This is a genomic window from Bacillus paramycoides (assembly GCF_038971285.1).
GTDB lineage: Bacteria > Bacillota > Bacilli > Bacillales > Bacillaceae_G > Bacillus_A.
This window is the reverse complement of record NZ_CP152427.1, coordinates 1,605,751-1,630,755: the sequence shown is the minus strand read 5'-3', so window position 1 is coordinate 1,630,755 and position 25,005 is coordinate 1,605,751. Positions and strand designations below refer to the sequence as shown.

31 protein-coding genes are annotated in these 25,005 nt (G+C 35.0%); 8 read left to right on the top strand and 23 right to left on the bottom strand.

All coding sequences use genetic code 11. The features are described from left to right. Nucleotides 1-101 precede the first annotated feature (101 nt). Nucleotides 102-995: a LysR family transcriptional regulator gene (locus AAG068_RS08510; RefSeq protein ID WP_342718916.1), complete on the top strand. Its 894-nt coding sequence runs from the start codon at nt 102-104 to the stop codon at nt 993-995. A 40-nt stretch (nt 996-1,035) separates the two neighbouring features. On the opposite strand, the gene AAG068_RS08505 is transcribed toward AAG068_RS08510, so the two are convergent. Both AAG068_RS08505 and AAG068_RS08500 read right to left on the bottom strand, forming a co-directional pair. Continuing rightward, nucleotides 1,036-1,560 (bottom strand): hypothetical protein, encoded by a 525-nt coding sequence (locus AAG068_RS08505; protein ID WP_342718915.1) that lies wholly within the window; start codon nt 1,558-1,560, stop codon nt 1,036-1,038. A gap of 126 nt (nt 1,561-1,686) precedes the next feature. Continuing rightward, the gene (locus tag AAG068_RS08500) at nt 1,687-2,955 is read right to left on the bottom strand and encodes an MFS transporter (protein ID WP_342718914.1); all 1,269 of its coding nucleotides are present in this window, start codon (nt 2,953-2,955) and stop codon (nt 1,687-1,689) included. Nucleotides 2,956-3,073: 118 nt separating this feature from the next. Here AAG068_RS08500 and AAG068_RS08495 point away from each other — a divergent pair, with 118 nt between their 5' ends. From AAG068_RS08495 to AAG068_RS08475, 5 genes are all read left to right on the top strand, one after another. Beyond that, on the top strand, nt 3,074-4,288 hold the full coding sequence (locus AAG068_RS08495; protein ID WP_342718913.1) for a helix-turn-helix transcriptional regulator: 1,215 nt from the start codon (nt 3,074-3,076) through the stop codon (nt 4,286-4,288). 66 nt (nt 4,289-4,354) lie between these two features. Then, on the top strand, nt 4,355-4,534 hold the full coding sequence (locus tag AAG068_RS08490) for an H-type small acid-soluble spore protein (RefSeq protein ID WP_001025740.1): 180 nt from the start codon (nt 4,355-4,357) through the stop codon (nt 4,532-4,534). A 186-nt stretch (nt 4,535-4,720) separates the two neighbouring features. Then, complete coding sequence (locus tag AAG068_RS08485; protein WP_342718912.1) at nt 4,721-5,056, top strand: antibiotic biosynthesis monooxygenase family protein; 336 nt, start codon at nt 4,721-4,723, stop codon at nt 5,054-5,056. A gap of 2 nt (nt 5,057-5,058) precedes the next feature. After that, nucleotides 5,059-5,664 carry a dienelactone hydrolase family protein gene (locus tag AAG068_RS08480; RefSeq protein WP_342718911.1) on the top strand — a complete coding sequence of 202 codons (606 nt, stop codon included), beginning with the start codon at nt 5,059-5,061 and terminating at the stop codon, nt 5,662-5,664. Continuing rightward, nucleotides 5,665-6,024 carry a hypothetical protein gene (locus AAG068_RS08475; RefSeq protein WP_342718910.1) on the top strand — a complete coding sequence of 120 codons (360 nt, stop codon included), beginning with the start codon at nt 5,665-5,667 and terminating at the stop codon, nt 6,022-6,024. It begins immediately after the preceding gene. Between the two features lie 27 nt (nt 6,025-6,051). Here the strand turns inward: AAG068_RS08475 and AAG068_RS08470 are convergent, their stop codons facing one another. The 19 genes from AAG068_RS08470 to AAG068_RS08380 all read right to left on the bottom strand — a co-directional run bounded on the left by AAG068_RS08470 (nt 6,052) and on the right by AAG068_RS08380 (nt 19,942). Continuing rightward, entirely contained in the window at nt 6,052-6,450 is a 399-nt protein-coding gene (locus AAG068_RS08470; RefSeq protein ID WP_342718909.1) for a DUF5367 family protein, read from the bottom strand. Beyond that, the gene (locus tag AAG068_RS08465; RefSeq protein ID WP_342718908.1) at nt 6,443-7,027 is read right to left on the bottom strand and encodes a TetR/AcrR family transcriptional regulator; all 585 of its coding nucleotides are present in this window, start codon (nt 7,025-7,027) and stop codon (nt 6,443-6,445) included. Before AAG068_RS08465 ends, AAG068_RS08470 begins: the two co-directional genes overlap by 8 nt. A gap of 86 nt (nt 7,028-7,113) precedes the next feature. Beyond that, nucleotides 7,114-7,284, bottom strand: a complete 171-nt coding sequence (locus tag AAG068_RS08460; protein ID WP_000602240.1) for a DUF3951 domain-containing protein — start codon at nt 7,282-7,284, stop codon at nt 7,114-7,116. A gap of 62 nt (nt 7,285-7,346) precedes the next feature. Further along, complete coding sequence (locus AAG068_RS08455) at nt 7,347-7,658, bottom strand: AzlD domain-containing protein (protein WP_000425935.1); 312 nt, start codon at nt 7,656-7,658, stop codon at nt 7,347-7,349. Then, on the bottom strand, nt 7,649-8,374 hold the full coding sequence (locus AAG068_RS08450) for an AzlC family ABC transporter permease (protein ID WP_342718907.1): 726 nt from the start codon (nt 8,372-8,374) through the stop codon (nt 7,649-7,651). Before AAG068_RS08450 ends, AAG068_RS08455 begins: the two co-directional genes overlap by 10 nt. Then, a complete protein-coding gene (locus AAG068_RS08445; RefSeq protein ID WP_342718906.1) occupies nt 8,367-9,203 on the bottom strand; it encodes a TrmB family transcriptional regulator in 837 nt (278 codons plus the stop codon). Before AAG068_RS08445 ends, AAG068_RS08450 begins: the two co-directional genes overlap by 8 nt. 17 nt (nt 9,204-9,220) lie before the next feature. Further along, entirely contained in the window at nt 9,221-9,931 is a 711-nt protein-coding gene (locus AAG068_RS08440) for an alanyl-tRNA editing protein (protein WP_342718905.1), read from the bottom strand. A gap of 117 nt (nt 9,932-10,048) precedes the next feature. Continuing rightward, a complete protein-coding gene (locus tag AAG068_RS08435; protein ID WP_342718904.1) occupies nt 10,049-10,822 on the bottom strand; it encodes a flagellar basal-body rod protein FlgG in 774 nt (257 codons plus the stop codon). Between the two features lie 42 nt (nt 10,823-10,864). Continuing rightward, nucleotides 10,865-12,175, bottom strand: coding sequence for a flagellar biosynthesis protein FlhF (gene flhF / locus AAG068_RS08430; protein WP_342718903.1), 1,311 nt, complete (start codon nt 12,173-12,175; stop codon nt 10,865-10,867). A gap of 14 nt (nt 12,176-12,189) precedes the next feature. Then, complete coding sequence (gene flhA / locus AAG068_RS08425) at nt 12,190-14,256, bottom strand: flagellar biosynthesis protein FlhA (RefSeq protein ID WP_342718902.1); 2,067 nt, start codon at nt 14,254-14,256, stop codon at nt 12,190-12,192. A 23-nt stretch (nt 14,257-14,279) separates the two neighbouring features. Then, nucleotides 14,280-15,326: a flagellar type III secretion system protein FlhB gene (gene flhB / locus AAG068_RS08420; protein WP_001030104.1), complete on the bottom strand. Its 1,047-nt coding sequence runs from the start codon at nt 15,324-15,326 to the stop codon at nt 14,280-14,282. Nucleotides 15,327-15,336: 10 nt separating this feature from the next. Continuing rightward, nucleotides 15,337-16,098 (bottom strand): flagellar biosynthetic protein FliR, encoded by a 762-nt coding sequence (locus AAG068_RS08415; protein ID WP_342718901.1) that lies wholly within the window; start codon nt 16,096-16,098, stop codon nt 15,337-15,339. A 15-nt stretch (nt 16,099-16,113) separates the two neighbouring features. Further along, nucleotides 16,114-16,389, bottom strand: a complete 276-nt coding sequence (locus tag AAG068_RS08410) for a flagellar biosynthetic protein FliQ (protein ID WP_001098085.1) — start codon at nt 16,387-16,389, stop codon at nt 16,114-16,116. Nucleotides 16,390-16,422: 33 nt separating this feature from the next. Next, nucleotides 16,423-17,181, bottom strand: a complete 759-nt coding sequence (locus tag AAG068_RS08405; RefSeq protein WP_001220586.1) for a flagellar type III secretion system pore protein FliP — start codon at nt 17,179-17,181, stop codon at nt 16,423-16,425. After that, complete coding sequence (locus AAG068_RS08400; protein ID WP_000121176.1) at nt 17,178-17,498, bottom strand: hypothetical protein; 321 nt, start codon at nt 17,496-17,498, stop codon at nt 17,178-17,180. The genes AAG068_RS08405 and AAG068_RS08400 overlap by 4 nt, the downstream gene beginning before the upstream one ends. Before the next feature lie 12 nt (nt 17,499-17,510). Next, complete coding sequence (gene fliN / locus AAG068_RS08395) at nt 17,511-17,870, bottom strand: flagellar motor switch protein FliN (protein WP_000680012.1); 360 nt, start codon at nt 17,868-17,870, stop codon at nt 17,511-17,513. Between the two features lie 10 nt (nt 17,871-17,880). Continuing rightward, a complete protein-coding gene (gene fliM, locus AAG068_RS08390) occupies nt 17,881-18,867 on the bottom strand; it encodes a flagellar motor switch protein FliM (RefSeq protein WP_000012364.1) in 987 nt (328 codons plus the stop codon). A 14-nt stretch (nt 18,868-18,881) separates the two neighbouring features. Then, nucleotides 18,882-19,106, bottom strand: coding sequence for a flagellar motor switch protein FliN (locus AAG068_RS08385; RefSeq protein ID WP_000775712.1), 225 nt, complete (start codon nt 19,104-19,106; stop codon nt 18,882-18,884). A 62-nt stretch (nt 19,107-19,168) separates the two neighbouring features. After that, entirely contained in the window at nt 19,169-19,942 is a 774-nt protein-coding gene (locus tag AAG068_RS08380) for a lytic transglycosylase domain-containing protein (protein WP_342718900.1), read from the bottom strand. A gap of 256 nt (nt 19,943-20,198) precedes the next feature. Here AAG068_RS08380 and AAG068_RS08375 point away from each other — a divergent pair, with 256 nt between their 5' ends. Together AAG068_RS08375 and AAG068_RS08370 are read left to right on the top strand one after the other, a co-directional pair. Then, the gene (locus AAG068_RS08375; RefSeq protein ID WP_342718899.1) at nt 20,199-21,344 is read left to right on the top strand and encodes a flagellin; all 1,146 of its coding nucleotides are present in this window, start codon (nt 20,199-20,201) and stop codon (nt 21,342-21,344) included. Nucleotides 21,345-21,584: 240 nt separating this feature from the next. Continuing rightward, the gene (locus tag AAG068_RS08370) at nt 21,585-22,385 is read left to right on the top strand and encodes a flagellin (RefSeq protein ID WP_342718898.1); all 801 of its coding nucleotides are present in this window, start codon (nt 21,585-21,587) and stop codon (nt 22,383-22,385) included. Nucleotides 22,386-22,480: 95 nt separating this feature from the next. Here the strand turns inward: AAG068_RS08370 and AAG068_RS08365 are convergent, their stop codons facing one another. Together AAG068_RS08365 and AAG068_RS08360 are read right to left on the bottom strand one after the other, a co-directional pair. Next, nucleotides 22,481-23,428, bottom strand: a complete 948-nt coding sequence (locus AAG068_RS08365) for a DNA-binding domain-containing protein (protein ID WP_342719724.1) — start codon at nt 23,426-23,428, stop codon at nt 22,481-22,483. A gap of 649 nt (nt 23,429-24,077) precedes the next feature. Next, complete coding sequence (locus AAG068_RS08360) at nt 24,078-24,986, bottom strand: chemotaxis protein (protein WP_000075958.1); 909 nt, start codon at nt 24,984-24,986, stop codon at nt 24,078-24,080. Between the last annotated feature and the right edge of the window lie 19 nt (nt 24,987-25,005).

Below are 25,005 nucleotides of genomic sequence, written 5' to 3'. Positions count from 1 at the left end.
AATGTTAATGTACTGTAAAGATTAAATTAAAAAACTTCTAATAAACTATTTATTTCTATAGATTCTTTCTATAGTTAAAATAAAAAAGGCGGCAATTCATAATGAATCTCTTAAAATTAGAAATTGTAGTGCTTATTAAGAAATACAAAAAGCTTACGATCGTTGCAGAAAAACTGGGTGTTAAACAACCTACTATTACATTCCATATAAAAAGCTTAGAAGAGGAACTCGGTGTATCTTTATTCGAATTACGTTCGGGAAGGTATTTCTTAACAGAGGCTGGTGAGGCATTGCATCATTATGCTTGTAAAATAGATGCACTTATGAAAGAAGCTAGACGGGTCACGCAAGAGTTTAAAGATTTTCATAAAGGCGCTATAACAATTGGCGCTAGTTATGTACCAGCGACTTATCTTTTACCAAAAATTGTTCACCAATTTCAATGTGAATTTCCAAATATAAAAATAACACTTATGGTAAAAACAGCTCCTGAAATTCGAATGATGCTACAAAATCATGAAATTGATCTCGGTGTAATTTCCGCAGCACCGTTTGATGAAGCACTTTTAAAACAGACGAATGTAATGCCTGATACACTTGTTCTTGCTTTCTCCAAAGAACATCATTTTTCAAAAAAAGAAAATGTATCATTACAAGATATCGAGAAGGAACGAATATTACTACATCGTAATCCATCTACTACAAGAGATTTACTTACAAAATGGATGTTAGCTCATAACATTACATTCCAATCTGAAATTGAATTAGATTCATTAGAAACGATGAAACAAATTTTAAAATATGGTAATGGGGTTGCCTTTATTTCTAAACTCGCTATTGAACAAGAAGTACAACGAAATGAACTACGCTACATACCCATCCCTGGATTTGAATTTCAACGTAACATTTATGCGATTCATCATGAGGACAGATGGAATTCTAAAATTATTTCTTTTTTACTACATAACATCACTTCTTATGCAACAAAAAATTAAAAGGCTGTCGTTATACACGACAGCCTTTTAAACTATAACTCTATTTATTTTTCTTCGCTTCAATTTTCGCTTGCGCCTCTTCAGCCTTATCTAATGCTTCTGAAACTTTTTTCTCTTTTTCTTTCACATCATCTATACTATCTACAGCTTTAATGAGTTTATCAATTCCTTCTTCTTCTACTTTTCTCCGCTTTGCTACTCTTTCATTCACTTTCTTTTCTACATCCTTTGCTTTTTGAAGCATATTCTCTGCATTTGATGTTACAGCTGTTTCAAGTGCATCGTCTTTTTTCATTTGTAACACTTCATTTGCAATGTCTTTCGCTTCTAAATACTTACCGTCTTTTAATGCCGTTGCTCCGTGATCCATTTTCTCGGCCACTTCTTTATATGATTTCGCTTCATTTCCTGATTTCTCTTTTTCTGCTTTTTCAAACCACATTGTTGCATCACTATATTTTTCATCTTTCAATGATTGCATACCTGTTTCAATATATGTGTCATAATTGCTACATCCAGTCATTACGACTAATAGAAAAAGCATAACAAAACTTAATTTTTTCATGCTGTTGTCTCCTTTTCTTTGCCTGCTCACTATACTGTAACATACATGAAAAAGAGTTTCAAAAACTAAAATACTAATTTGGTCATTTTTATAATGATACGTCAAATTTTTATTATTTTCTTATCTTTAAGCCGACACATCTACTTGTTTTTTCGCCATATGTTGCTTTACTCCAACTAATACAACTAACAATAAACTTCCGCCTATTGTCATCATAACAATGCTAGTTGGCAACATATCTAACAATAATCCATATACAATCATACCAAGCGGTGCGATTGCAGTCGCAATTGTTTCAAGTAGACCAAACACACGCCCTAAGTAGCTCGGATCTGTCGTTTTTTGCATATGTACTTGCATTGGAATATTTACAATCATAATTGCTATACCAGTTAACATCATGAAAGCAATATAGTAAATAAAACTTGCTACTTTTGGAATGATAACTAACAACGGAAAGACTGTACATAAACTTAAACCCGCAAATAAAAACAGTCCAGTATAAATAGAACGAAACGGATTATTCACTTCTTTACGCACTGATAAAGCAATCGCACCCATTAGCATCCCGACTGCCAACATTCCCTCAACAATACCGAGTTGCTTTGAAGATAAATGCAATGTACGTATGATAATGTATGGCAGTGCAACGGTTAGCCCACACGCAAAAAAGTTTACCCACAATGCTATTTTCATTAAACCATATATTTCATGTTGTCGTTTTACATATGAAAAACCTTCTTTTATACTCGTTAAGAAATGCTCTTTACTCTCAGCCACTTCTTTTTTATATAGATCAAATACAATAAACAATTGCAAAATAACCGCTAAAAAGAACGTAATACTATTTAACAAAAAGAACGACTGAATTGAAAAGAAACCAAATACAACTCCGCCAATAATTGGCCCTAAAATATTTGATAAAGAAGCTGCCGTTTGATTTAAAGCACTCGCTTTCTGAATACGCCCCTCATCTACTAAATTAGGAATAGACGAAGTTAATGCTACAGAATAAAAACTTGCACAAATTGATAATACTGCTGCTGAAATATAAATAAAAAGAAGTGATGGTCCAAATATAGTAGCAAGAATAAACATAATAAGCATCGTTAAGCTACTTAATAAATCTGTGCCAATGACAAGCCACTTTCGATTCACACGGTCAGCTACAGCACCAGCAATTGGTCCACAAATCATCCTTGGAAGTGATCCGCAAACAAGTGTAGTTGCAAACCCCATTCCTGAACCAGTTGTCTTTAATACGTATAACCCCATTGCGAACGTATAAATACCCGCGCCTAATAAAGACGTCATTTTTCCAATCATCATTAAAATAATATTTCTCGTTGCAACTTTCATTCTTGTATCATGTTGTCCTATACTTATATCTCCCATAATGAATCTCTCCCCGCAAAAGTTAAATTGTGTTAAACTTATTATATAATTAACTTTCCAATTTTTACAACAAAAAGTTAAATACAATTTAACTTTTTAATTATAAAGGAGCAATAATATGGCAACTCTCGGTGAAAAAATTAAAGCATTACGAAAAGAAAAAAAACTTACACAAACAGCACTGGCAGGTTCCGAATTGACAAAAAGTATGCTTAGTCAAATTGAAAATGGAAAAGCTACACCTTCCATGAAAACATTACAATATATTGCTGAAAAACTTGAATGTGAAACGAGTTTTTTATTAGAGGAAGATGAAGGAGAAATTGTAGAACTCATTACAAAAATGGAGCAACTAATAAAGGCAAATAAATGCGATGAAGTGTACGAGACTTTACTACCTATCGTTCAAACAGAGCTACCTTCTACTTTAAATACGGCTCGTTTATACAAACAATTCGTAACTGCTGCGGCGATTATGAAAGATTACAACATTGAATCTTACGTAGAAAAAGCTGTTTCTATTTTTGAAAACTATAAGTTATACCGTGACAGTACGGAAACAAAATTAAAATTATCTTTTGCGATATTCACACGTAAAAAGTATGCAGAATGTTTACAACTTATATCTAATATTAGAAATGATTATGAAGAGAAACATTTAGAAATGGATCTTATTATACATATTGAGTTATGTTTATATGAAGCCATCATATTACTAGCATGTGGCGATTATGAAAAATGTGAAGAAACGATATTAGAAGCACTCGCATTTTCAAAAAAGCATCAAGTGTATTATAAAACAGATGAATTTTACCGTATTTTATCGTACCAAAAAGTCATTACAGTTGATAAAGAACGATATTTATATTACATAAAAAAATCTGAGCAATTTGCCATTTTTACAGAAGATACTCTATCCATTGCGATAATTGACATTTTAAAAGCTTACTACTACAACACGATTACTAATGAATATACAATCGCATTAAAACATCTAGAACAATTTCGAAAAAAACTAAAAGATGAGCCAATTTTCCAAGACGACGGATTGTATTATCTTGAAAAAGGAAAAGCTTTATACGGATTAAAACGTTACGAAGAAGCTTTACAAGCATTGCAACGTGGTATTATACCAGATTATATGAACCACCCACTGGATCAAGCGTGGCTTACAACAGCAGGTGCATATCGTGCACTTTGTTACGTTAAACTGAATGATAAAAATAGAGCTCTTGAAGAAGCAACAAAAGCATATGAAGTGATACAATCGTATCCAGACTCTATTTTCTCTTCTTTTATTAAAGAAACATTACAAATAATACAAAAACTTTAAGAATGTCTCGAAATGGTATATTATTCCTCTTTTTTAGCAAAGATAATAATGATGGGAGGAATATAAATGAATATTCAACGTGCAAAAGAGCTTTCTGTGTCAGCGGAGCAAGCGAATGTTAGTTTTCAAGGCATGCCTGTTATGATTCAACACGTCGACGAAAGCAATGAAACCGCCCGCATATATGAAGTAAAAAACCCAGGACGCGAATTAACAGTTCCAGTTAATAGCTTAGAGGAAATATAAGAAATGCCACTTCATTTTTTTGAAGTGGCATTTTTCTTCCTTTAGATTACTTATTATAAATTTCTTCTATCTTCTATTTTACAGGAGCTGAAAAAATAAGAATTTTCTACTTCTTTTCTTTTTGTGACCTGCTAAAATACAAACTATGGATTAATTATTCACACTATACATTAAGGGGGAAAAATAATGGCATCTAATTTAGAAAAAAACAAGTCTTATTATGCAGTTATATTCACTTCTAATTTATCAAATAATACAACAGATTATAGTAACGTTGCCGACAAAATGGAGGAACTTGCAAAGCAGCAACCCGGATTTCTAGGTGTAGAAAGTGCGCGAGATCATTCAGGAATTGGAATTACAATTTCTTATTGGGAATCACTTGAAGCAATTGATAATTGGAAACGGAACGCCTTACATAAAGAAGCGAAAAAAAGAGGTCGTGAGCAATGGTATGAAAACTTCCACCTACGTATATGCCTCGTTGAGAAAGAATTTAAGTTTCATAGGAGTACATTGTAACGATGAAGAAAAAATTAGCTCTCGTTGTTGTTCATGAAATATATGGAGTGAACGACCATATGCATCACGTTACCCAACACTTCACTTCATCTCATATAGATGTATTCTGTCCTAATCTTCTAAAATCGCAACATGCATTTCATTACAGTGATGAAGAAAAAGCATATCATTTTTTTATGAATCATATTGGATTTGATAATGGAAAAAAGCAAATTGAAGAATTTATTACGCATCTGTCTAGTAGTTACACACATATTGGACTTATCGGCTTTAGTGTTGGTGCTACTATCTCCTGGCTATGTAGTAACAATCCGAAAATAGATTTTATTATCGGATGTTACGGTTCCCGTATACGTGACTATATTCATCTAAAACCAACATGTGCTACCTTACTTATTTTACCTGAAAAAGAAGCAAGTTTTTCAGTATCCTCTTTCATCCAATCGTTGCAGCAACAAAAAAATCCTTTACTAGAAATACAACAACTATACGGTGAACATGGATTTCTAAATCCGTACACTGAAAAATATAACGGGTACTCTACAAAGCAAGCATACAATGTAATAGATGCATTTCTTGTAAAAAACGCTTTTATAAGGGAGAGCTAAATGACACTTGCATTACTCTTACTTATTTTCATATTCATCACCTTTTTCTCAGCGCTAACTATCATTTTTATAACCGTAAAAAAAGGGGAGTTTTCCAAACGCCCCCACTTACAATCTATTATCGTTTGCCTATTATTTTTTACAAATTGGATCTTATATTTATCAACTTTTTATGCGTTACTTCCCGAAAAAATTAGTGAGTTCCTATTTCTGCCTATTTGGTTTTTCCTTTGTATATTAGGTTTTATCACTTTCTGGCGCGAATGGAGAAACAATCGTGTGTTCTCCATATGTATCGGTTTTCTTTCCTTTATTAGTTTTTTATTTGGGCTGTTTTTGTTAGTTCTTTCGGGGATGTGACCGTTATAAAGAGGATAAAAATCCTCTTTATAACAGTTTTTTTCGTTCCATAACGAAAGGAATTATTAAATAAAGAGCGTAAGCAATCACCATCCAAATGGTAAATGACATGATTTGCTGTGAGGATAATTGTGAGAATATGTTAGAAGAATTATACAAGATATAAGAATCTAAAGTTAAACCGATTGCCGTACCACATATACCTAACTTAATAACTGCATATTTTGTAGTATCTAGTCTTTTGTATAACCACATTACAAAGTATAAAGCTATCGCTGTTCCTAATTCAAGAAACGTTAATTGTAGAAAAAATTTATTAGAAGTGTATTCTAATAAAACGGAAGAACCGAAAATAATGAAGAACGCTGATGCAAAAAACCAAACGCCGATAGAAAATAAAATAGTGAGCCAAAGTTTATTATTCACTACCATTACCTCCCTTTTGTAGCTCTATGAACTTTTCCAATAACAGGTGCAAATCACCATATACTTTGTCGCTAGAAAAAGATGGATTGAATAAGGCTTGCAATGCCAATCCATCAATTAATGCATTACATAAAACGCTCCACGTTTCAGTTGAAATTTGAGATGTCATTGTACCTCCTATATTTTTATTTAACACTCTTGTTAATTCTTGGTTTTCATAATGTAACAATCCACCAATTTTATCTTTCATCGCATCATTTTGTAATCCACTAGCTACTAATTGAAAAAACAAATGATGATACATTGAATCTTTCACACATCTACTTTCGGCAGACTGTAAAGCCTTTTCTAACTGTACATCCTTTCCTATTTGTTCCCACGACGCTTTACAAAACGCTTCGGTTACTTCAAGTAATAATTGATCCTTCGTTTTAAAATGATAATATACGGTACCTTGTGTAACTTGAGCACTCTCTGCAACTGCTTTTAATGTCAACTTCTCCATCCCATGCTCTGCAATAATTTCTTTTGCTGCTTCTAGTAACTTCTCTTTATTAACAACATTCGGTTTTGCCATTTCTATGACCACCTTTTAGTTAGTTGGATAACTAACTAAAATTATACAGAAAAATCAGATAAAACAAAAGGAAGAAAAGCCAACATTCAACTTTTCTTCCTTTTATGTTTACCTTTAGATTTCACTGTCACTGATTCACAAGGTGTATAATAAATTTGAGGTGTCGCTCTATCAACAAACATCATAAACGTAATAAAGCCAATAATAAAGAAAATAAACAACGTTAACAAAATTGCTCCTATCGTTAAAAGTATCATAACACCACCCCTATATTTTTCATGTTATTACACTTTTCGCTATTATATGACCGTAATCCTTTTTAGAAAAAGAAACGTAACAAAATAATCACAATCACACCTGTTAATACTGTACCTAATAAACTACGAGTATATATCGCGACAAGAAATGTTGGAATTGCTGCGATCAGATAATCCCACTGCATCGTCTCATGCATAAATAAAACTTGTGCTAAAAGTGCTGCTAATATCGCAATTGGTATGTAATTTAACCATTTTAAACCCCAGTCTGGAATTTGTAGTTTGCTAAATACGAGTAGAGGTAAAATACGTGGCACGAGTGTAACAGCTCCTGCTGCTAATAAAAGTAATATTACGTCTAATCTCATTTCCATTTTTCAATCACCACTCCAATCGTCGCAGATAGTAATGTTGCGATAATAACCGCTATACTATCTGGCATAAATAAGTGTGAAACGTATGCAAGTATAATCGCTATAATTGCAACAGTAAGATGAATTGCTAGCTTCGGTTTACTACTTATAAGCTGAAGTACAAATAATCCGATAAACATCGCTGGTAATGCATAATCCATCCCATACATATGCGGGTCTGGTATCCACTCACCAAATAGCCCGCCAATGATAGTAGCAAGAATCCAATTTAAATAAGCCGTTACATTTAGCCCAATCATCCATCTTTCGCCTAAATATCCTTTTTGCGCTGCATGCTGTACTGCAACACCGAACGTTTCATCTGTAATTTGCGAACCAATTAGTAAGTTTTTAAATAGAGGCAGTTTCGTAAAGTACGGCGCAAGTGCAGCACTCATAAGAAGGTGGCGCAAGTTAACAAAAAATACAGTAAAAATAATTGCGGAAGCAGGTGCACCAGCTGCATACATACCAGCTAATATAAATTGGGCAGAACCTGCATAAATTAAAGTGGACATAAACGCAATTTCAATGATGGAGAAACCTGCTGTTTTTGCAATTACACCAGCTGCTATACCGATGCTCAAATAACCAAATACAGTTGGTAAACAATCTTTTACTCCCTGCTGAAATGTATCATCGCTCTGCAAAGCTACATGAGCCTGAGCTTTACTCATCCTTATCATCCTCCATTCCTTCTAAAGTTCGTTTTCCTGTTACGACATGAACTAAATCTATATTTTCACGCCATAACGTATCTAACTTATCAGCTCCAAATTCCTTCGTGATTTCTTCAACCATAATATCGTGCCGCACATACTCTGTAGCAACGAGAACTAATGCTGGGTCATACGTTGTAACAGCCCACGAAGTGCTATCATTTGTGAAGTTCGCAATTAATACTTCTTCCCCGTCACGCGCGATTACAGTTAAATGACCACCCATTCTCTTTTCAACAACGTGGGGCGTCATATAATTATGGTGAAACGTCGCGCCTATTTTTGTATTTGGAGCGCCAAATAAGATTGAAAATATATGTACGCCTTCCTCTTCCTTTTGATGAATGTATGGCTCAATTTCACGCACTTGATCTTCCCATACAGAAATCCATAACTCTTCCTTTGCTCTATTAATTATATTGCATATTTCTTTCAAAACACGATCATTTGAGCGAATATGCGAAATTACATCTATTTGTCGCTCTTGTTCTAAACCATTTAATTTCTCATCTAAAAATTCAAAGGACTTCTCAAAGTCTTTTCGCATTCGATCCATTAATTCGGTAGCTGGTACTGGTACATATTTAACTGGTTCAGAAGGTACAATATGTACCGCTCCTTTATCCATTAACTTACCGAGTACCTCGTAAATCATAGAACGAGGTACTCCTGTTTGTTTACTCACTTCATAACCAGTTACTGGGGAATGTTTTAGCAATCCAATATACGCTTTACATTCATACTGGGAAAATCCTAACTTTTGTAATTCCTTTATAATTTCATCCATCGGTAACCCCTCACAATCTAAATCGCTCTAACTTCAAAACGACGATTTTGCTTTCCTTTACTTTTTACTTTATCAATAACAAGCGTTCCTATTTCACTCGTATTTTTCACATGTGTGCCTCCACAAGCTTGTTCGTCTAAATTTTCAATTGTAACAATGCGGATTTCTTGTATAGTAGTTGACAGGAGGTTTATGGCTGTTTTAATCATTCCTACAGCATTTTCTGCTTCTTCGCGGCTCATATAACGAGTAGAAATTTCTTTATTTTGTTCAATAAGTTTATTCACTTCCTTAACAATTTCTTCTACTTCCACGCTCGATAACTCTTGTAACTCATTAAAATCGATACGTGCTTTGTCAGGATAAATTTGATTTCCAGTGCATAGAGCTCCATATTTTTCATAAACGACAGCTCCGATAAGATGCAGTAAAGAATGATGACGCATTAAATTATGACGTCTTTCCCAATTAATCTCTAATTTAACAGGACCTAATTTTACTTGAGCTCCATCTTTTATATAGTGAACTATTTCTCCCTGCTCCTTTTTTACTTTTTCAACTTCAAATACAGACCCATCTTGTACAATGACACCCGTATCACATTCCTGCCCCCCACCAGTTGGATAAAAAACTGTTTCTTTTACAAATACTTTATTCCCTTCTACTTTTATCACTTCTGTTTCGCAACTCGTTTTGTATGCATCTTCTAAATATAATGCCGTTGTCATACTCTCACCTCTTTAGTAGTTATAGTTATACCTACTAATATAAAAAAGAAGCTCCGTAAAGTCAATTGATAATTCTGAAATTTAAAATTAACAAAAGACTCCTATATTAGGAGTCCACTATCTCAATATTTCATTCGCTTCTTTTTCATAAATTTTATCAAATGAAGTCATAACGCGTTGTGATGCTGAAATCATTCTTTGATCCGTCATAAGATCTGCCATCTCTTTCGTCATATCTACATTTGAATTTTCTAGCATATGGTTTTTTACTGTCCCTGTTCCGTTCGGTAAATCAGCAATGTTCCCTTCTGCTAGTGTAAAACTTTTGTTTTCTCTTTGTACGAGACGATTATTCGCTTCTGCACCTACTGTTTTTGTTTGCAAGCGAGCAACATTGTTTTGTGTTACTGCATCATATAACGTACCGTCTGCTTGTACAGCTACTTTTGCTCCTTCTGGAATATGAATACGTTCATTATTCTCTCCCATTACGAAAGCGCCTGAAGTTGTTTGTAAATAACGATCACTATTTAATGTAAAACTACCGTCTCTCGTTAAAAACGTTTCATTATTTTTAGATGTAACGAAAAACGAAACTGTGCCTGCAGTTCCATCATCTAAAAAGAAATCTGTAGCACTATTTGTCATTTGTATATTTCCTTGTACTAAGTTCACATGCGTTGCGGCTGGTACTACAGCGTAATCGACCGAACCGATATTTGTCACAGCCCCATCACCACGGCGATATGTGTCTTGTACATCAAATACTTTAGAAGTCATATTTTCTGCTTTAAATCCTGTCGTTTGAGCATTTGCAACGTTATTCGAATGAACATTAATACGTTGCATGTAATTCATCATACCCATAGAACCTATATAAAGACCGTTCATACTCGTTTGAATAAGGCGGTTGCCTTATCCTTCACCTCTTTTCTATGATGTTTGCAACATTTGTTTCGCTAAATGTTCAGCTGTAGCGATATGTATATGTTGCTTCACGTCTTGTCCGTCTGTCATTAATACAATTGGAGCTGATGATACTGCTGGAATTTTCAACAATTCACCACTACTTGCTGTTTCATCAAATTTCGTAAATACGATACCATCAATATGAATATCTTTAAAGTTCGTAATGATTTCAATCATATCTTTACTTTTCATCGAAGCTGATAACGTTAAGCAAATATAATCTGGCTCTACTTGTCCCATCGTTTCAATCATTTCTTCCACTGTTTCTGACGCACGATAATTTTTTCCGGCTGTATCTATTAAAATATAATCGACACGCGCTTCTTCTTTAAAATACGTAAGCGCTCTTGTCATTGCAGCTTCATCACGTACAGCGATTACTTCAAATCCAATTGTCTTTACGTAATCTTGCAGTTGCTGTACTGTTCCAATGCGTGAATGGTCTGTCGTAATAAAACCGACCGTTTTTTTCTTACCGTGGAACTGCCACGCCATTTTCGCAAGTGTCGTCGTTTTTCCAACACCAGTTGGACCGATTAATGCAATTGTTTGCACTTCTTTTTCAAATACGTTTTCCGTGTTGAAATGAGATCTCATATCTTCTAATATATATTCGATCACTTCTTCTTCTGTAATCATCGTCGCATTCTCAAACTTCACTTTTAACTTTTCAGCATATGCATGAATGAAGTATTGTTCTACATCGTTTTGCTCTAGCATGCGAATTACCTTTTGAATAATAAAAGGTACAGATTCTTGCTTTTCTTTTTTTACAACAACTTCTTCTTTCTTAACGGGAACGACTTTTTTCACAGTTTTTTGCTTTTCCGTTACTTTCGTTTCTTCCGTCTGTTTCACAACGACGATACCTTTTTCAAACAGCTTTAATAGTTTCTCTTTCTTTCTTGTCCATTCTTCACTATTTCCTGTTTGCATCGCTGCGTATGACATGGGAGTCGTCACGTTTTCTAAATTGTGCAGTACCGATTGAATTCCGTTCGCCTTCACAATTTGTTCTGAAGGATCGTTCACAACATCCATTAATTGTTCATGAAATTGAGCTGTGCCTTCGTTCACTTCTTCTTGTTTATCCTCTGGAAAAGCGACTAACATTTCATAATTCTTTTTCCAAAAAAACGGGATATTTCGTTTTACACTTTCATCGACAACGTAATAATAATCTGTACCATATTGGTCAAATAATTTTCGATACAATTCATTTTTCGAAGCTGCTTTTATTCGCATTAACGCTTCTTTCTTTTCTGTACTTTCCATTACTTCACCCCCTACTATTCAATATAGGCAATTTGATCTACAACAATCTCTGGTGCTAATTCGCTAATACAAAGTACTTGTGCTTCTATTTGATAACGTTCTAGCAGTCTTACAATCGCAAACCTGAAATCTTTTCTACGTGTTAATAATACTGGTTCTCTTCCCATTAGCCTCGCTTGTTTGAATACGCGTTGTACTTGCTCAACGACTCGCGATTCCAAATCTAAATCCCAGTTTAATAAATAACCTTGATAAGAATTGTTCACAACGTCCGCATCTAATTCGATTGAATCTGAGAAGAGCGCCGCATAAATTTTACCGTCAGGATTTTTCGCATTTTCACAAATAACTTTTGAAATACATTCACGGACGAATGACGTTACACCGTCAACGTGGTTTTGATAAATTTCTTTTCCGTCAATAATACCTTCGATAATGGTTGGTAAATCACGAATAGAAATACCTTCTTTTAAAAGTTGTTTAATGACATTTTGAACGAGTGATAAGTCGATTTCTTTCTTCTTAATCTCCTCTAATAAAACGCCGTTATCATTTTCAAGCGAGTTAATTAAGTCTTTTACATGTTGACGCTGAATTAACTCATGAAGATTACGTCTAACGATAACATCTAAATGTGTAATTAATATGCTAAGTGGTTCTAATACTTGATAGCCTTTCATTTGTGCATCTTGTACCATATGCTCCAAAATCCAATATCCATCTTCACCGAAAATCGGATCTTTCGCTGGTTCTGCATCTAAATCGGCCATTACATTTGGTGTTTTCAATGCTAATAAGTAACCTGATTTTAAAACACCTTCAGCTGCCTTTGCACCTTTAATACGAATAATGTAACGTCCGCGTGGTCTAAAACTCGTATTATCTTTAAAGTTAATGCCAGGAACGTTAATACCAAGGTCGGTAATAATCGACTTTCTCATCAGAACAACTTTATCACGAGCTGTTTCTCCGTTAATTTTCTGCTTTACAAGTGCTGCTAAATCTAAACCGAGTTCTACTATAATTGGATATTTATCTGTAAATACTCCGAATGAATCTTCCACTTGTTGTAGTTGCTCATCTTCACCTTGAATCATTTCTATTTCTTTTTGAAGCTCGTCTTCTTTTTCTTTCTTTATTCGGTTTTTATTACGAATTCCTAAGAAGATAATTGTTCCACCAACGAGTGCGAATGGTAGAAATGGTAGCGGAGTAAAAATACCCATCGCTATAAATAAACCACCAAGCGCATATACAACGACTTCATGCGCTAATAACTCTTTAAAGATTCCTTCTGTTACTGTATCCGGTGAACCGTCAAATACACGCGTTACGATAATACCCGTTGAAATTGCAAGCATAAGCGATCCAATTTGGTTTACAATCCCGTCACCGACAGTTAACTGCGTATAATGAAGAGCTGCTTCACCAAAACTCATTCCTTGCTGCATCATTCCGACAATTAAGCCAAAAATAATGTTTACGAATAAAATGACAATCCCGAAAATAACGTCCCCTTTAATGAACTTCCCGGCACCATCCATCGCTCCGTAAAACTCTGTTTCCATATTTAATTTTTTTCGTTTTGCTTGTGCATCTTTTTCTGTAATAATACGCTGGTTTAAATCCGCATCGATCGACATTTGTTTCCCTGGTAAAGAATCAAGTGTAAAACGTGCTGCTACTTCAGCTGTACGAGATGCACCGTTTGCAACGATAAACTGGAATATAATTAATACTGTAAAAATAACGATACCAATTAATAAGTTCCCGCCAATTACGAACTGGCCGAACTCTTCAATAACATGACCGGCATTTCCGTTTGTCAAAATCGCTCGCGTCGTCGATACGTTAATCGATACGCGGAAAATTCCGATTAATAACAACATCGTCGGAAACGACTTTAATTCATCCCACTCGTTAATACTTGTCGCTCGCATATAAATAAGCACTGACATACTTAGTAGAAAAACGATAATGATATCAAGTATAAATGGTGGAAGTGGAATTAAGAGCGCCACTACGAATGACGCTGCTAAAAAGATAGAAAAATAGGTTCTTGCAGAATCTATCTTAAACAAAGAGATCTCCTCCAAACGCGCTATTATACTTCAAGTTCATTCGTTTGAATTAAATAGCGCATAACTTCAATTACAGCTACGTATAAATCTTCTGGAATCGTCTCATCCTCCTCGACTTGATAATATAAAGAACGAGCAAGCGGACGGTTTTCCACCATTGGTATTTCTTGTTCACGGGCAAGTGTTCGTATATATAATGCGAGCTCATCTTCCCCTTTTGCAACGACAATCGGTGCTGCGTCAACGTGTTTATTGTACCTGAGTACGACCGAAATATGAGTCGGGTTATTTACAATAAATGTTGCGCCATCCATCTTCTTCGCAATTGTTCCTTGCAATATAGCGTGCATAAAGTTTTTTCGTTTCCCTTTTACTTGCGGGTCCCCTTCATTATCTTTATGCTCTTGTTTTACTTCTTCTTTTTTCATCTTAATATCTTGTTCGTACTCCCACTTTTGATAAATAAAATCAATAATAGAAAGAACGATTAATATAATTAAAATAGCTAAGAAGATAAATTTAATTTGCCTAATAATTTCAGTAAGTGACGCAGTCCAGTTAAATCCAATCATACTCACGATTTTCTCTAAATTCTTTTTAAAGAGAACGTAAGCGACATAACCAATTAACCCCATATAAAACAGTGATTTCAAAATATCTACTAAACTTTTACGACTAAACAATCTCGTAAAATAATTTTTTGGATTAATACGTGACGCTTTCGGCTTAATAACTTTAGAAGAAAATAAGAAACCAACTTGAATCATATAATTGAATAAATGAAAAGCGTATACGAGTATTAATATCGGAGCTGATACTTTTAGTAGTAAAATCCCCATCATATAAAAATACTCGGTCGAATCTGTATTTTTTCCAATTTGATCAAACAGCACGGATACAGAATTGGCAATCTCAAATCCTAGCCAATCTCCAAAAAAGTAAACGACAACTGCTAACACAAGTATGGAAAATAAATTATTTAAATCTTTACTCCGGGCAATATTCCCTTCTTCACGCGATTTCTTACGCTTCTGCGGGGTGGCCTTTTCTGTTTTATTATCCTTTGCCATGTGCGTCCCCCTACTTCGTTAAGAAAAAGTTAAATAGTTTCGTATATTCCTCAAGCAATACATCCGTCATAATTTTAAACACATAACCGAGCATCGGTACACTCATCGCAATAAACAAAATACCACATGTAATTTTAATAACATACGCATTCATAAAAACGTTTAATTGCGGAGCGTTTTTTGCGATTAAAATTAAAACAAAGTTAATGATGAATAAGCTTCCCATGAGCGGAAGAGCAATTTCAACCGCTGATGTAATCGCAAATAATAACGTTGCGAGTAGACTATCTAAAAAACTAGTCGTCAGCAATTTTGAAATCGCCTCTGTATATTGAAACGACTTTAAAATCGTGGCAACGAAATAATTAATGCCGCCAAGTGAAATAAAAATAATGAGAAAAAATATATCAAAAATGGTTGATAGTAAAGTAGACTGTGAACCTGCGTTTACATCAAACAAACTTGCTTGTGATAAACCGATATCAAAGTCTAAAATATGCCCGGCCATTTTCGGAATGTTCCACAGCATTTCTACAATTTTTGAAAGTGATAATCCAATTACAATTTGCGTACCAGCATAAGCTGCAACGTCCCAAACAGTCTTGATGTGAGAGACATCAACTTGATCGGCAACAGTAATCGAAAGAGCAAGTCCAAATGTAACCTTCGCCATTGCTGGAATGGATCGACCTGAGAAAAACGGTAAAAAATATAAAAATGAAGTAATGCGGCAAAACGCAAAAAACGTCGCCGCCCATAATTCCATATTCATTTCAGTCCACCTATCTTAGTACGAACGCAACAGCGATGGAATTTTATCAAATAAATCTAAAATAAGCGTCGTTAACTCTTGAAACATCCACGGACCTAAAATGATAATAACGAGTACAATACTCGCCATCTTCGGTAAAAACGTCAGCGTTTGTTCTTGAATTTGCATCATTGCCATAATGACAGCGATGATAATAACGACAATCATACTTACACCGGCAACCGGCATTAAAATCATAACCCCTTTATAAAAAAAGGTTTGAAAAATATCTATAATTGGTGACGTATTCATTTATATGACTCCTATCACATAGCATCAAACGCTTCAGGCGACCGTTTTAAACATAATGTCGACGATTTTTGTATATCCACCTAAATATACGAAAACGAGTATTTTAAATGGTAAACTTAAAATCATCGGCGGTACCATCATCATCCCGAGGTACATTAACAGTGTACTAATAATCAAATCTATAAATACAAACGCTAAATAAATGAACATCCCTGTTAACAATCCCTTTTGAATTTGCGTTAACGTAAAGGATGGTACGAGCGTAAATAAGGATAGATCCTTTAAATCTTTCGGCAACTCTTCTCCGCGCACTTTCAGCATCATTTTTAAATCATGCTTATACGTATGCTTTGACATATACTCTTTCATAATCGGCGCTGTCGTTTCCGCAGCTTGACTTACTGTTATTTTCTCTTTTGTCATCGGATCCCACACATCGCTCTTTAGCTGCCCAAGAACAGGCTGCATCGTAAAGAGTGATAAAAATAAGGCAAGTCCAACAAGTACTTGGTTCGGTGGTAAATTCATTACCCCAAGTCCTTGACGTGTAATCCCAAGAACGATCATAAAATAAGTAAAATGTGTAAATAATAGAACGATAGATGAAGATAATGATAAAAGGGTAACGAGCGCAAATAACTGTACACTTGAGTTACTCGTAAACTCTTTTCCATTTTCGAAATTAATAAAACCGTTTTGGGCTGCATACGCTGGATTTACAAAAATAATTGAAAAAACGATAGAAAATACGAAAATAACGGCTAATAACGATAACTGTTTCTTTATTCTCATGATGGATCCTCTACTTTTTTCGTTTCACTCTTCACCGCGTCTTCTAGCGCTTGTTGAAACTGATTTCCTGTTCCTGTTAATTGCACAGACTGTACACCGTTATTACTAATAACAGTGAACACTTGCTTGCCGTCTACTTCAAATAAAAAGGCGCTCGTTTGATGATTTAAATACACGCCGTCCTTCACTTGAATGTGGCCATTTTCACCTTGTTTAAAAAACTGCTGCTTGCGCGTCTTTTTCGTCATATAATATGCACCGTAGCCGAGCGCACCAAACAGTAAAACGACTTGAAATAAGGTCGTCATATACGACATATGACTCCTCCTCTACTCTTTATCTTGCATTTGACTTTGCGCTTTCATAAGCGCAGCTTGCTTCTTGTCAGCTTCAATTTCAGAAATAATAATACCGAACTTCTCGTCCATTACGATCGCTTCCCCGATGCCGACTTTCATATTACTTAAATATACATCTACTTTATGTCCTAAGTTTTTCTCTACTTCCAGAACATCGCCAACTTTTAATTGCTTCACGTCACCAAGCGTAATAGATGCCTTTCCAAGCTTTACACCAAGTTCAATCGAAATATCTGAAACAGTATCAATATGTGCTTTACTTGCTTCATTTCGCTTTCCTGCAAAATCTTCTAATCCCATTAATGACACAGGAGATACTTCATGCTTCATATGGATCCTCCTACTCTACAAAACTTTTAAATAAGAGCGCCTTACGCGTTCCATCTTTTCCAATAAAACAATTAAATTTATGCTTTCCATCTACATAACCAAGTAATTCATCCGAAACTTTCGTATGGAGCGGAATTATATCGCCTTCTTCAATTTGTTCAATCTCGCCCATTGTCATCTTCTGCTCACCAATTGCAACGTGAACAGGTTTGTACACTTGATTTACTTTCGCTTCCACTTCTGAAGTATACTTTTTACGCTTATCCGAAGAATGTTCAACAATATTTTCAGACGTTAACTTATCCATAATTTCTTCAACAGATAAGAATGGAATACCGATACGCACCGTCGTATTCCAAAAATCCGTTTTCATATTTACGTTTAGTAATGAAATGATATCACTCGCTGTCGTAATCTTTAATGCATTCGGATCTGTCTCTGTCGTTACAAATTTTGGTTCAATCGCAACAACGCTTTCAAATGATTGCTCTAAATTTTTGCAAAGGAGCATAAAAATATTATCCAATGTTAAAAACTCAAATGCGGTAAGTGGTCTGCGCATCGTAAAGTTACGCTTACTATCTCCGCCAAGCCAACATTCATGAATATAAATAACGAAAGCTAAATCAATCTCAATAACAATTTCTCCAAGCTCCGGAAGGCCAAGATCAATAACGCAATATAAATAGTAATCTTTCGGCATTTTCTCCACATACTCACTCGTAAATGGAACTTGCTCAACCGTTGAAGGCTCTAACTCAATCGGAATACGCATACGCGCTGACAACGTCTGTGACGTCTGTTTACCAAATGTAGAAGCAATTGCTTGCAAGCTACGTAAATGCTCAACACCGAACTTCTCCGGTCTATTAAAATCATACTCTTGAAATTTCTCTTGCTTTCCTGCTTCTTGTGCGAAAGCTGGCATTTCCTCGCCTTCATTAACCGCCTTCAGCAGGGCATCAATTTGCTCTTGGCTTAATTTTTCGCCACTCATGACAATCCCCTTCCCTACCTTTTCAATTCAACGATTTCAACGTACATCTTCCCGTTTTTCGTCAAAATCTTTCCGGTTCCAATCTCTTCATTCTCAAGCATAAGACGTACCGTATTTTTCGTTGAATTTTCAAGACGATACAATGTACCTTTCGTAATATGAAGCAAATCTTCAATTTTCTTTTTCGTATTTCCGATTTCAAAATAAATTGTTAACGGAATATCATCTTGTAATTTCAAATCTAGCCAACTCCCATATCATGTTCACGAAAATTTCATGTTCTCTCTATATATGAAACTTCTTATTTTGAAACGTCGATATTTAATATTTTTTTAATATATCCTTGCGTTTCTTTAAATGGCGGTACGCCTCCGTACTTTCTCACATTACCAGGGCCAGCATTATAAGATGCAAGCGCTAGTACGAGGTCGCCATTATTTTTCTTCAAATAACCGCTTAACTCTTTCACGCCGCCTTCAATACTTTCAGCTGGTGAAAATGGATTTTTTATACCCATCTCTTTCACATTCGCTGGCATAAGCTGCATAAGCCCCATCGCCCCTGCATGCGACACCGTTTTCGGATTAAAATCAGATTCTACTTCAATCATTTTTTGAATTAACGTTTTCGGAATTCCGTATGTATGACTTACACGATCTATAATATCCTCATACTTCCCTTCATTGGAAGAACGTATTTTTTGAATATTATACTTCTTCGTTAATCCCCACGTATCAGCAGCCTCATTTTTCGTTTCTGAGAAACGTCGTTCAAACTCTTTTTGTGCGACTTGCACTTCAGTTTCAGGCTTTTCTTCCGGCTTACTTACTTCCTCTACTTTATTAATAGATTCTTCCGGTTTATTTACGACCGTTTCTATTTTCGTAGATTGTACCGGCTGACTCATATCCTCTACCTTTGCCGGCTGCGTAGTACCCTTCGTCTCCTTCGCAGGTTCACTCTGCAACTTCTCTTGAAAACGACTACTAACGAATGCTTGTGGACTACTTAACTTTTGCTGAATTTGTCCTTTCTTATATGCAAGCACTTCTTTTACTATATTTCCAACTATCATAATATCACCTTTTCGGTAAACAAAGATAATCTAATATTAGAGTTTTTTTTTAAAGTTTGCAATAATCCTTTTAATAATATTGTAATAAAAAAATGAATATATTGTTAAACTGTTATTTTTTTATATTTATTAATTCGAATTTTTAGTTGACACCCGCTATGACAGGGATTACAATAAATCTCGAAATTGATTTTTTCGCATATTACCGTTTTTCAATTTGCAGAAAAGTCAATATAAAAAAATGGGGGTTCTTAACATGAGAATTAATACAAACATTAATAGCATGCGTACTCAAGAGTACATGCGCCAAAACCAAGCTAAAATGAGTAACGCTATGGACCGTTTATCAAGCGGTAAACGTATCAACAACGCTTCTGACGATGCAGCAGGTCTTGCAATCGCAACTCGTATGAAAGCACGTGAAGGTGGCTTAAACGTTGCTTCTCGTAACACACAAGACGGAATCTCTTTAATTCGTACAGCTGATTCTGCTCTAAATTCTGTTTCAAATATCTTACTTCGTATGCGTGACCTTGCAAACCAATCTGCAACTGGCACTAACACGGAAAAAAACCAATCTGCTCTGCAAAAAGAGTTCTCTGCATTAAAAGATCAAATTGATTACATTTCAAAAAATACACAATTCAATGATAAAGCACTACTTAGCGGTGAAGGCGATACACAAGTTGGTAATATTACAATTAAAATCCAAACATTAGATTCTGATGATGCTGGTAAACAACTTGACATTAAATTAGGTAGTGCTACAGCTAAAGCTTTAGGACTTGATACATTATCAATTGAAGGTACTTCTGCAACTGGCGGAACTGGCGGCGGAACTGCTGATGTTTCAGCAATGAATACTGCATTTGATACTTTTAAAAATACATTTGATGCTGCAACAGATCCTGCTGATAAAAATGCAGCTGTCGACACTTTAAAAGCTGCATGGAATACTAATAAAACTAATTTTGATGCTGCTACTATTGCAGACTTTGACGCAGCTTTAAATGACTATGCAACAAACACTGACAAAGCTGCTGCATATACAGCAATTAAAGAAGGATTTGCTAAACTTGCAGCAGCTCCAGCTGCCCCAGGTACTCCAGCTACAGGTAAACCAGCAGCTTTAGACGCTGTAAAACAAATCGACAAAGCACTTGAAAGCATTGCTACTAGCCGCGCTGACCTTGGTGCAACTTTAAACCGTCTTGACTTTAACGTAACAAATCTTAAGAGCCAAGAAAACTCTATGGCAGCTTCTGCTTCTCAAATCGAAGACGCTGACATGGCGAAAGAAATGTCTGAAATGACTAAGTTCAAAATCTTGAACGAAGCTGGTATCAGCATGCTTTCTCAAGCAAACCAAACTCCACAAATGGTTTCTAAATTATTACAATAATCCATTTGAGTTAGCTTCATGAATAAACCTCTCTGCTTGCGGAGAGGTTTATTTTTTGTAAAACCTTTCTTTTTTTAGGTGGAAGAGAGCATCCGCGATGTGTAGAAGCGGTCAGTGCCTGTTTTAATCCCCTCTTAAGTTAAAACACAAATAGCAAATAAGCATAAGCCTTTTAATCTTTTCATGACCTTTTATTAGCTTTGGAACACTAACTATATCAAACTATAAGGAGTGTCTATAATGCGTATTGGTACGAATGTTTTAAGTATAAATGCTAGGCAGCCGTTGTATGAGAATGAGAAGCGTATGAATGTTGCGATGGAGCATTTGGCGACTGGTAAGAAGTTGAATCATGCTTCTGATAATCCAGCTAATATTGCGATTGTGACTCGTATGCATGCACGAGCGAGTGGTATGCGCGTGGCGATTCGTAATAATGAGGATGCGCTATCGATGCTTCGCACGGCAGAAGCTGCTCTTCAAACTGTGACGAATATTTTACAGCGTATGCGTGATTTAGCTGTTCAATCTGCTAATGGTACAAATTCAAATAAAAACCGTGATTCACTAAATAAGGAGTTTCAGTCTTTAACAGAACAAATTGGCTATATTGGCGAGACGACTGAGTTTAATGATTTATCCGTGTTCGACGGCCAAAACCGTCCTGTTACGTTAGATGATATTGGTCATACAGTAAATATAACGAAACACATTCCCCCTTCCCCTACACAACATGACATCAACATTTCAACAGAACAAGAAGCAAGAACGGCGATTCGTAAAATTGAAGAGGCTTTACAAAATGTATCACTTCATCGTGCTGATCTTGGGGCTATGATGAATCGTTTACAGTTTAATATTGAAAATTTAAATAGCCAAAGTATGGCCCTAACAGATGCTGCATCTCGAATTGAAGATGCGGATATGGCGCAGGAAATGAGCGATTTTTTAAAGTTTAAATTGTTAACTGAAGTTGCACTTAGTATGGTTTCACAAGCAAATCAAATTCCGCAAATGGTTTCCAAGTTACTACAATCTTAAAAAATCATCTTCCTTCTTTGAAACGATTCCATACAAAACAAAAGGGAAATACATATAAACTATGTATCTCCCTTTTATTTTGTACCCAAATTTTATTACTGCGTTACAGTCATAACCTGCCCACTACGATCAACCATAATTTTCATTTTACCGTCTTGTGCGTTATATAACCCTAATTTATGCAAATCTTGTTTACATTCTTTTACGAAGAAAGGCAATGTGCGAATTTGATCGATATCAGAACTCGTAATGAAATGAATTAAATGATGCGTCATTTCTTTTATATCATGAACAAGTTCTTCCTTTTCTCGCTTTAGCTTTTCATTTTCAGCCCGTAATACATGCAATTCGCCTTCGAGACCACGTGCATTCTTTTCATCTTTTGAACGCTCTGCAGCCATGCTAGAAAGCTTATAGATTCCTTCCATAAACTGATGTAGTTCATGCTCTTTTCTTTCACTACACTGGCTAATCGTTTCAAAATTATCAACAATACCAGATATAACTGTTACAAGGCTTTTTTCACTCTCTGTATTTTGAACTTCTTCTCTTAACTCTTGCTTGTTTTCTTTTTTCATCTCAACAATCGGTTGTTTTACAGGTGTATATTTTCGCTTTCGTCCTGGTTTTTGTTTTTCAATATTTTCAAACGGTATTTCACATTTTTTTAATTTGTAATACGTATTTTGCAATTGACTTTCTGTTTTTGAAAAAAGATTTAGTTCTTTTTTACTAACGTATTTTGAAATATTAATAATGTTTAAACCGTGACGTTGGGAAAATTGATACACTTCATACAGTAACTCTAGCTCAGACTTCAGCCATGTAATCGCTGATTTTTCATATGCTCGCATCCCGCCATGTTTTTCTATATCTATTTGAAATAATACCATTCTATTATATAAATCAACTAGTTCTTCATATTTTACTTGGAATTGTTTTTCTATTTTTTTAAATTCCGCTTCTAGTTGCATATCGTTCATTTTAGTATTTGACATGTTTTGTAAAAGATTTAATACATTGATTGCTGTGTGGTGATACATAATCTGTGTCACTCCCCCTCATCCTTTCACAATTCTCATCTGACTCCCATGTCTTCTCAGAAAATAGCATTTTTTTCATATCCATATTATAACATTTCGAAATTATCTGTCAAATATTAAACATACAAAAATGTATAGAAAGTATAGAAATAGAAAAATTATTTTTAATTAATATGTATAATTACATATTAATTATATTATATGGTATTTCGGATATATTTTCACCGAAAAAGTTTGCGTTACTACGCAACCTTACTAGCATATTCCAAACATACACTCTCTTATATTTTCAAATAAACAAGCCCGCTATTTATTCATTAAACGAATTGAAAATCTCGAAGTAGAGACTATTCATACAGCCACAAACACTCCAAAAATGTTTAATCTTTCTACCTGTACAGTAGAGTATAGAATGCAAAAAAGGAACTAGCCAGTACTACTTACACGTGGCTAGTTCCCTCCTCCCTACTAAAAAAATAGAGTTGTATATCAGTTCTTCAAACCCTCAATTAAAGGCTCTTTTCTTCTACTGACCTAAAACCACTCCATATCTCTGGTCTCACATCGCATAGGGCTCTATTAGGCACTGACCGCTCTACGCATGGTTAGAGCTTTTATTCCAGCTAAAAAAAGCTTTTCAAAACGTTTTTTACAGCACTAACTTATCAACTAAACCAATTAACTCTTGAATATCTGGCTTACTTACTTGAGCATTTGCTCCTACAGCTTCGCCTTTATGGAATAATTCGTTTGTAATTAATGAAGAGAAAATAATGACCGGTAAACGATTCATTACTTCACTATCCTTAACAACTTTCGTTAAATGATGTCCATCCATTTTAGGCATTTCAATATCCGTAATTAGCAAGTGAATATGTTCAAACATTTTTTCCCCTTGCTCTTTCGCTAATTTTTCAATTTGTGCTAATGCTTCTGCACCATTGCTGAAGAAGTTCATTTTCGTATATCCAGCTGATGATAATGTTTCTTCCAATATTTGGCGAAGCATCGCTGAATCTTCTGCTATATAAATAACTTTTTCAGCTCGATCTGTTTTCTGTTCTAGCCCTGCAAGTGATTTATTGTCATAACCAGTACCGCTAATTTCACATACAATTTTTTCATAATCTAATAGTAAAATAATTTGTCCATCTAGCTTTACAATACCAGATGTCGTTTCTTCTAGTCCCATAGATAATGAAGCTGGTTCATCAATTTGTTCCCACGAAATACGTTGAATACGATGCACTTCATCCACACGGAAAATAACTTTCATTTGATTTAATTCTGAAATAATAAATTTCGTTTGATCAAGTGGCTTTGTCGATTTTAAATTAAGAGCCGTTGCTAAATTAATAACAGGTAAAATTTCACCACGTACTTGTACAACACCTTCAACTGCATGATGAGATTCTGGCACAGTTGTAACAGGGAATGGATTAATGATTTCACGTACTTTCATTACGTTAATACTAAATAGGTTTTCACCAACAGTATATGTAACAATCTCTAATTCATTTGTTCCGCTTTCTAATAAAATACTTTGTGCTTGTGACATAAAGGTGTCGCTCCCCTTC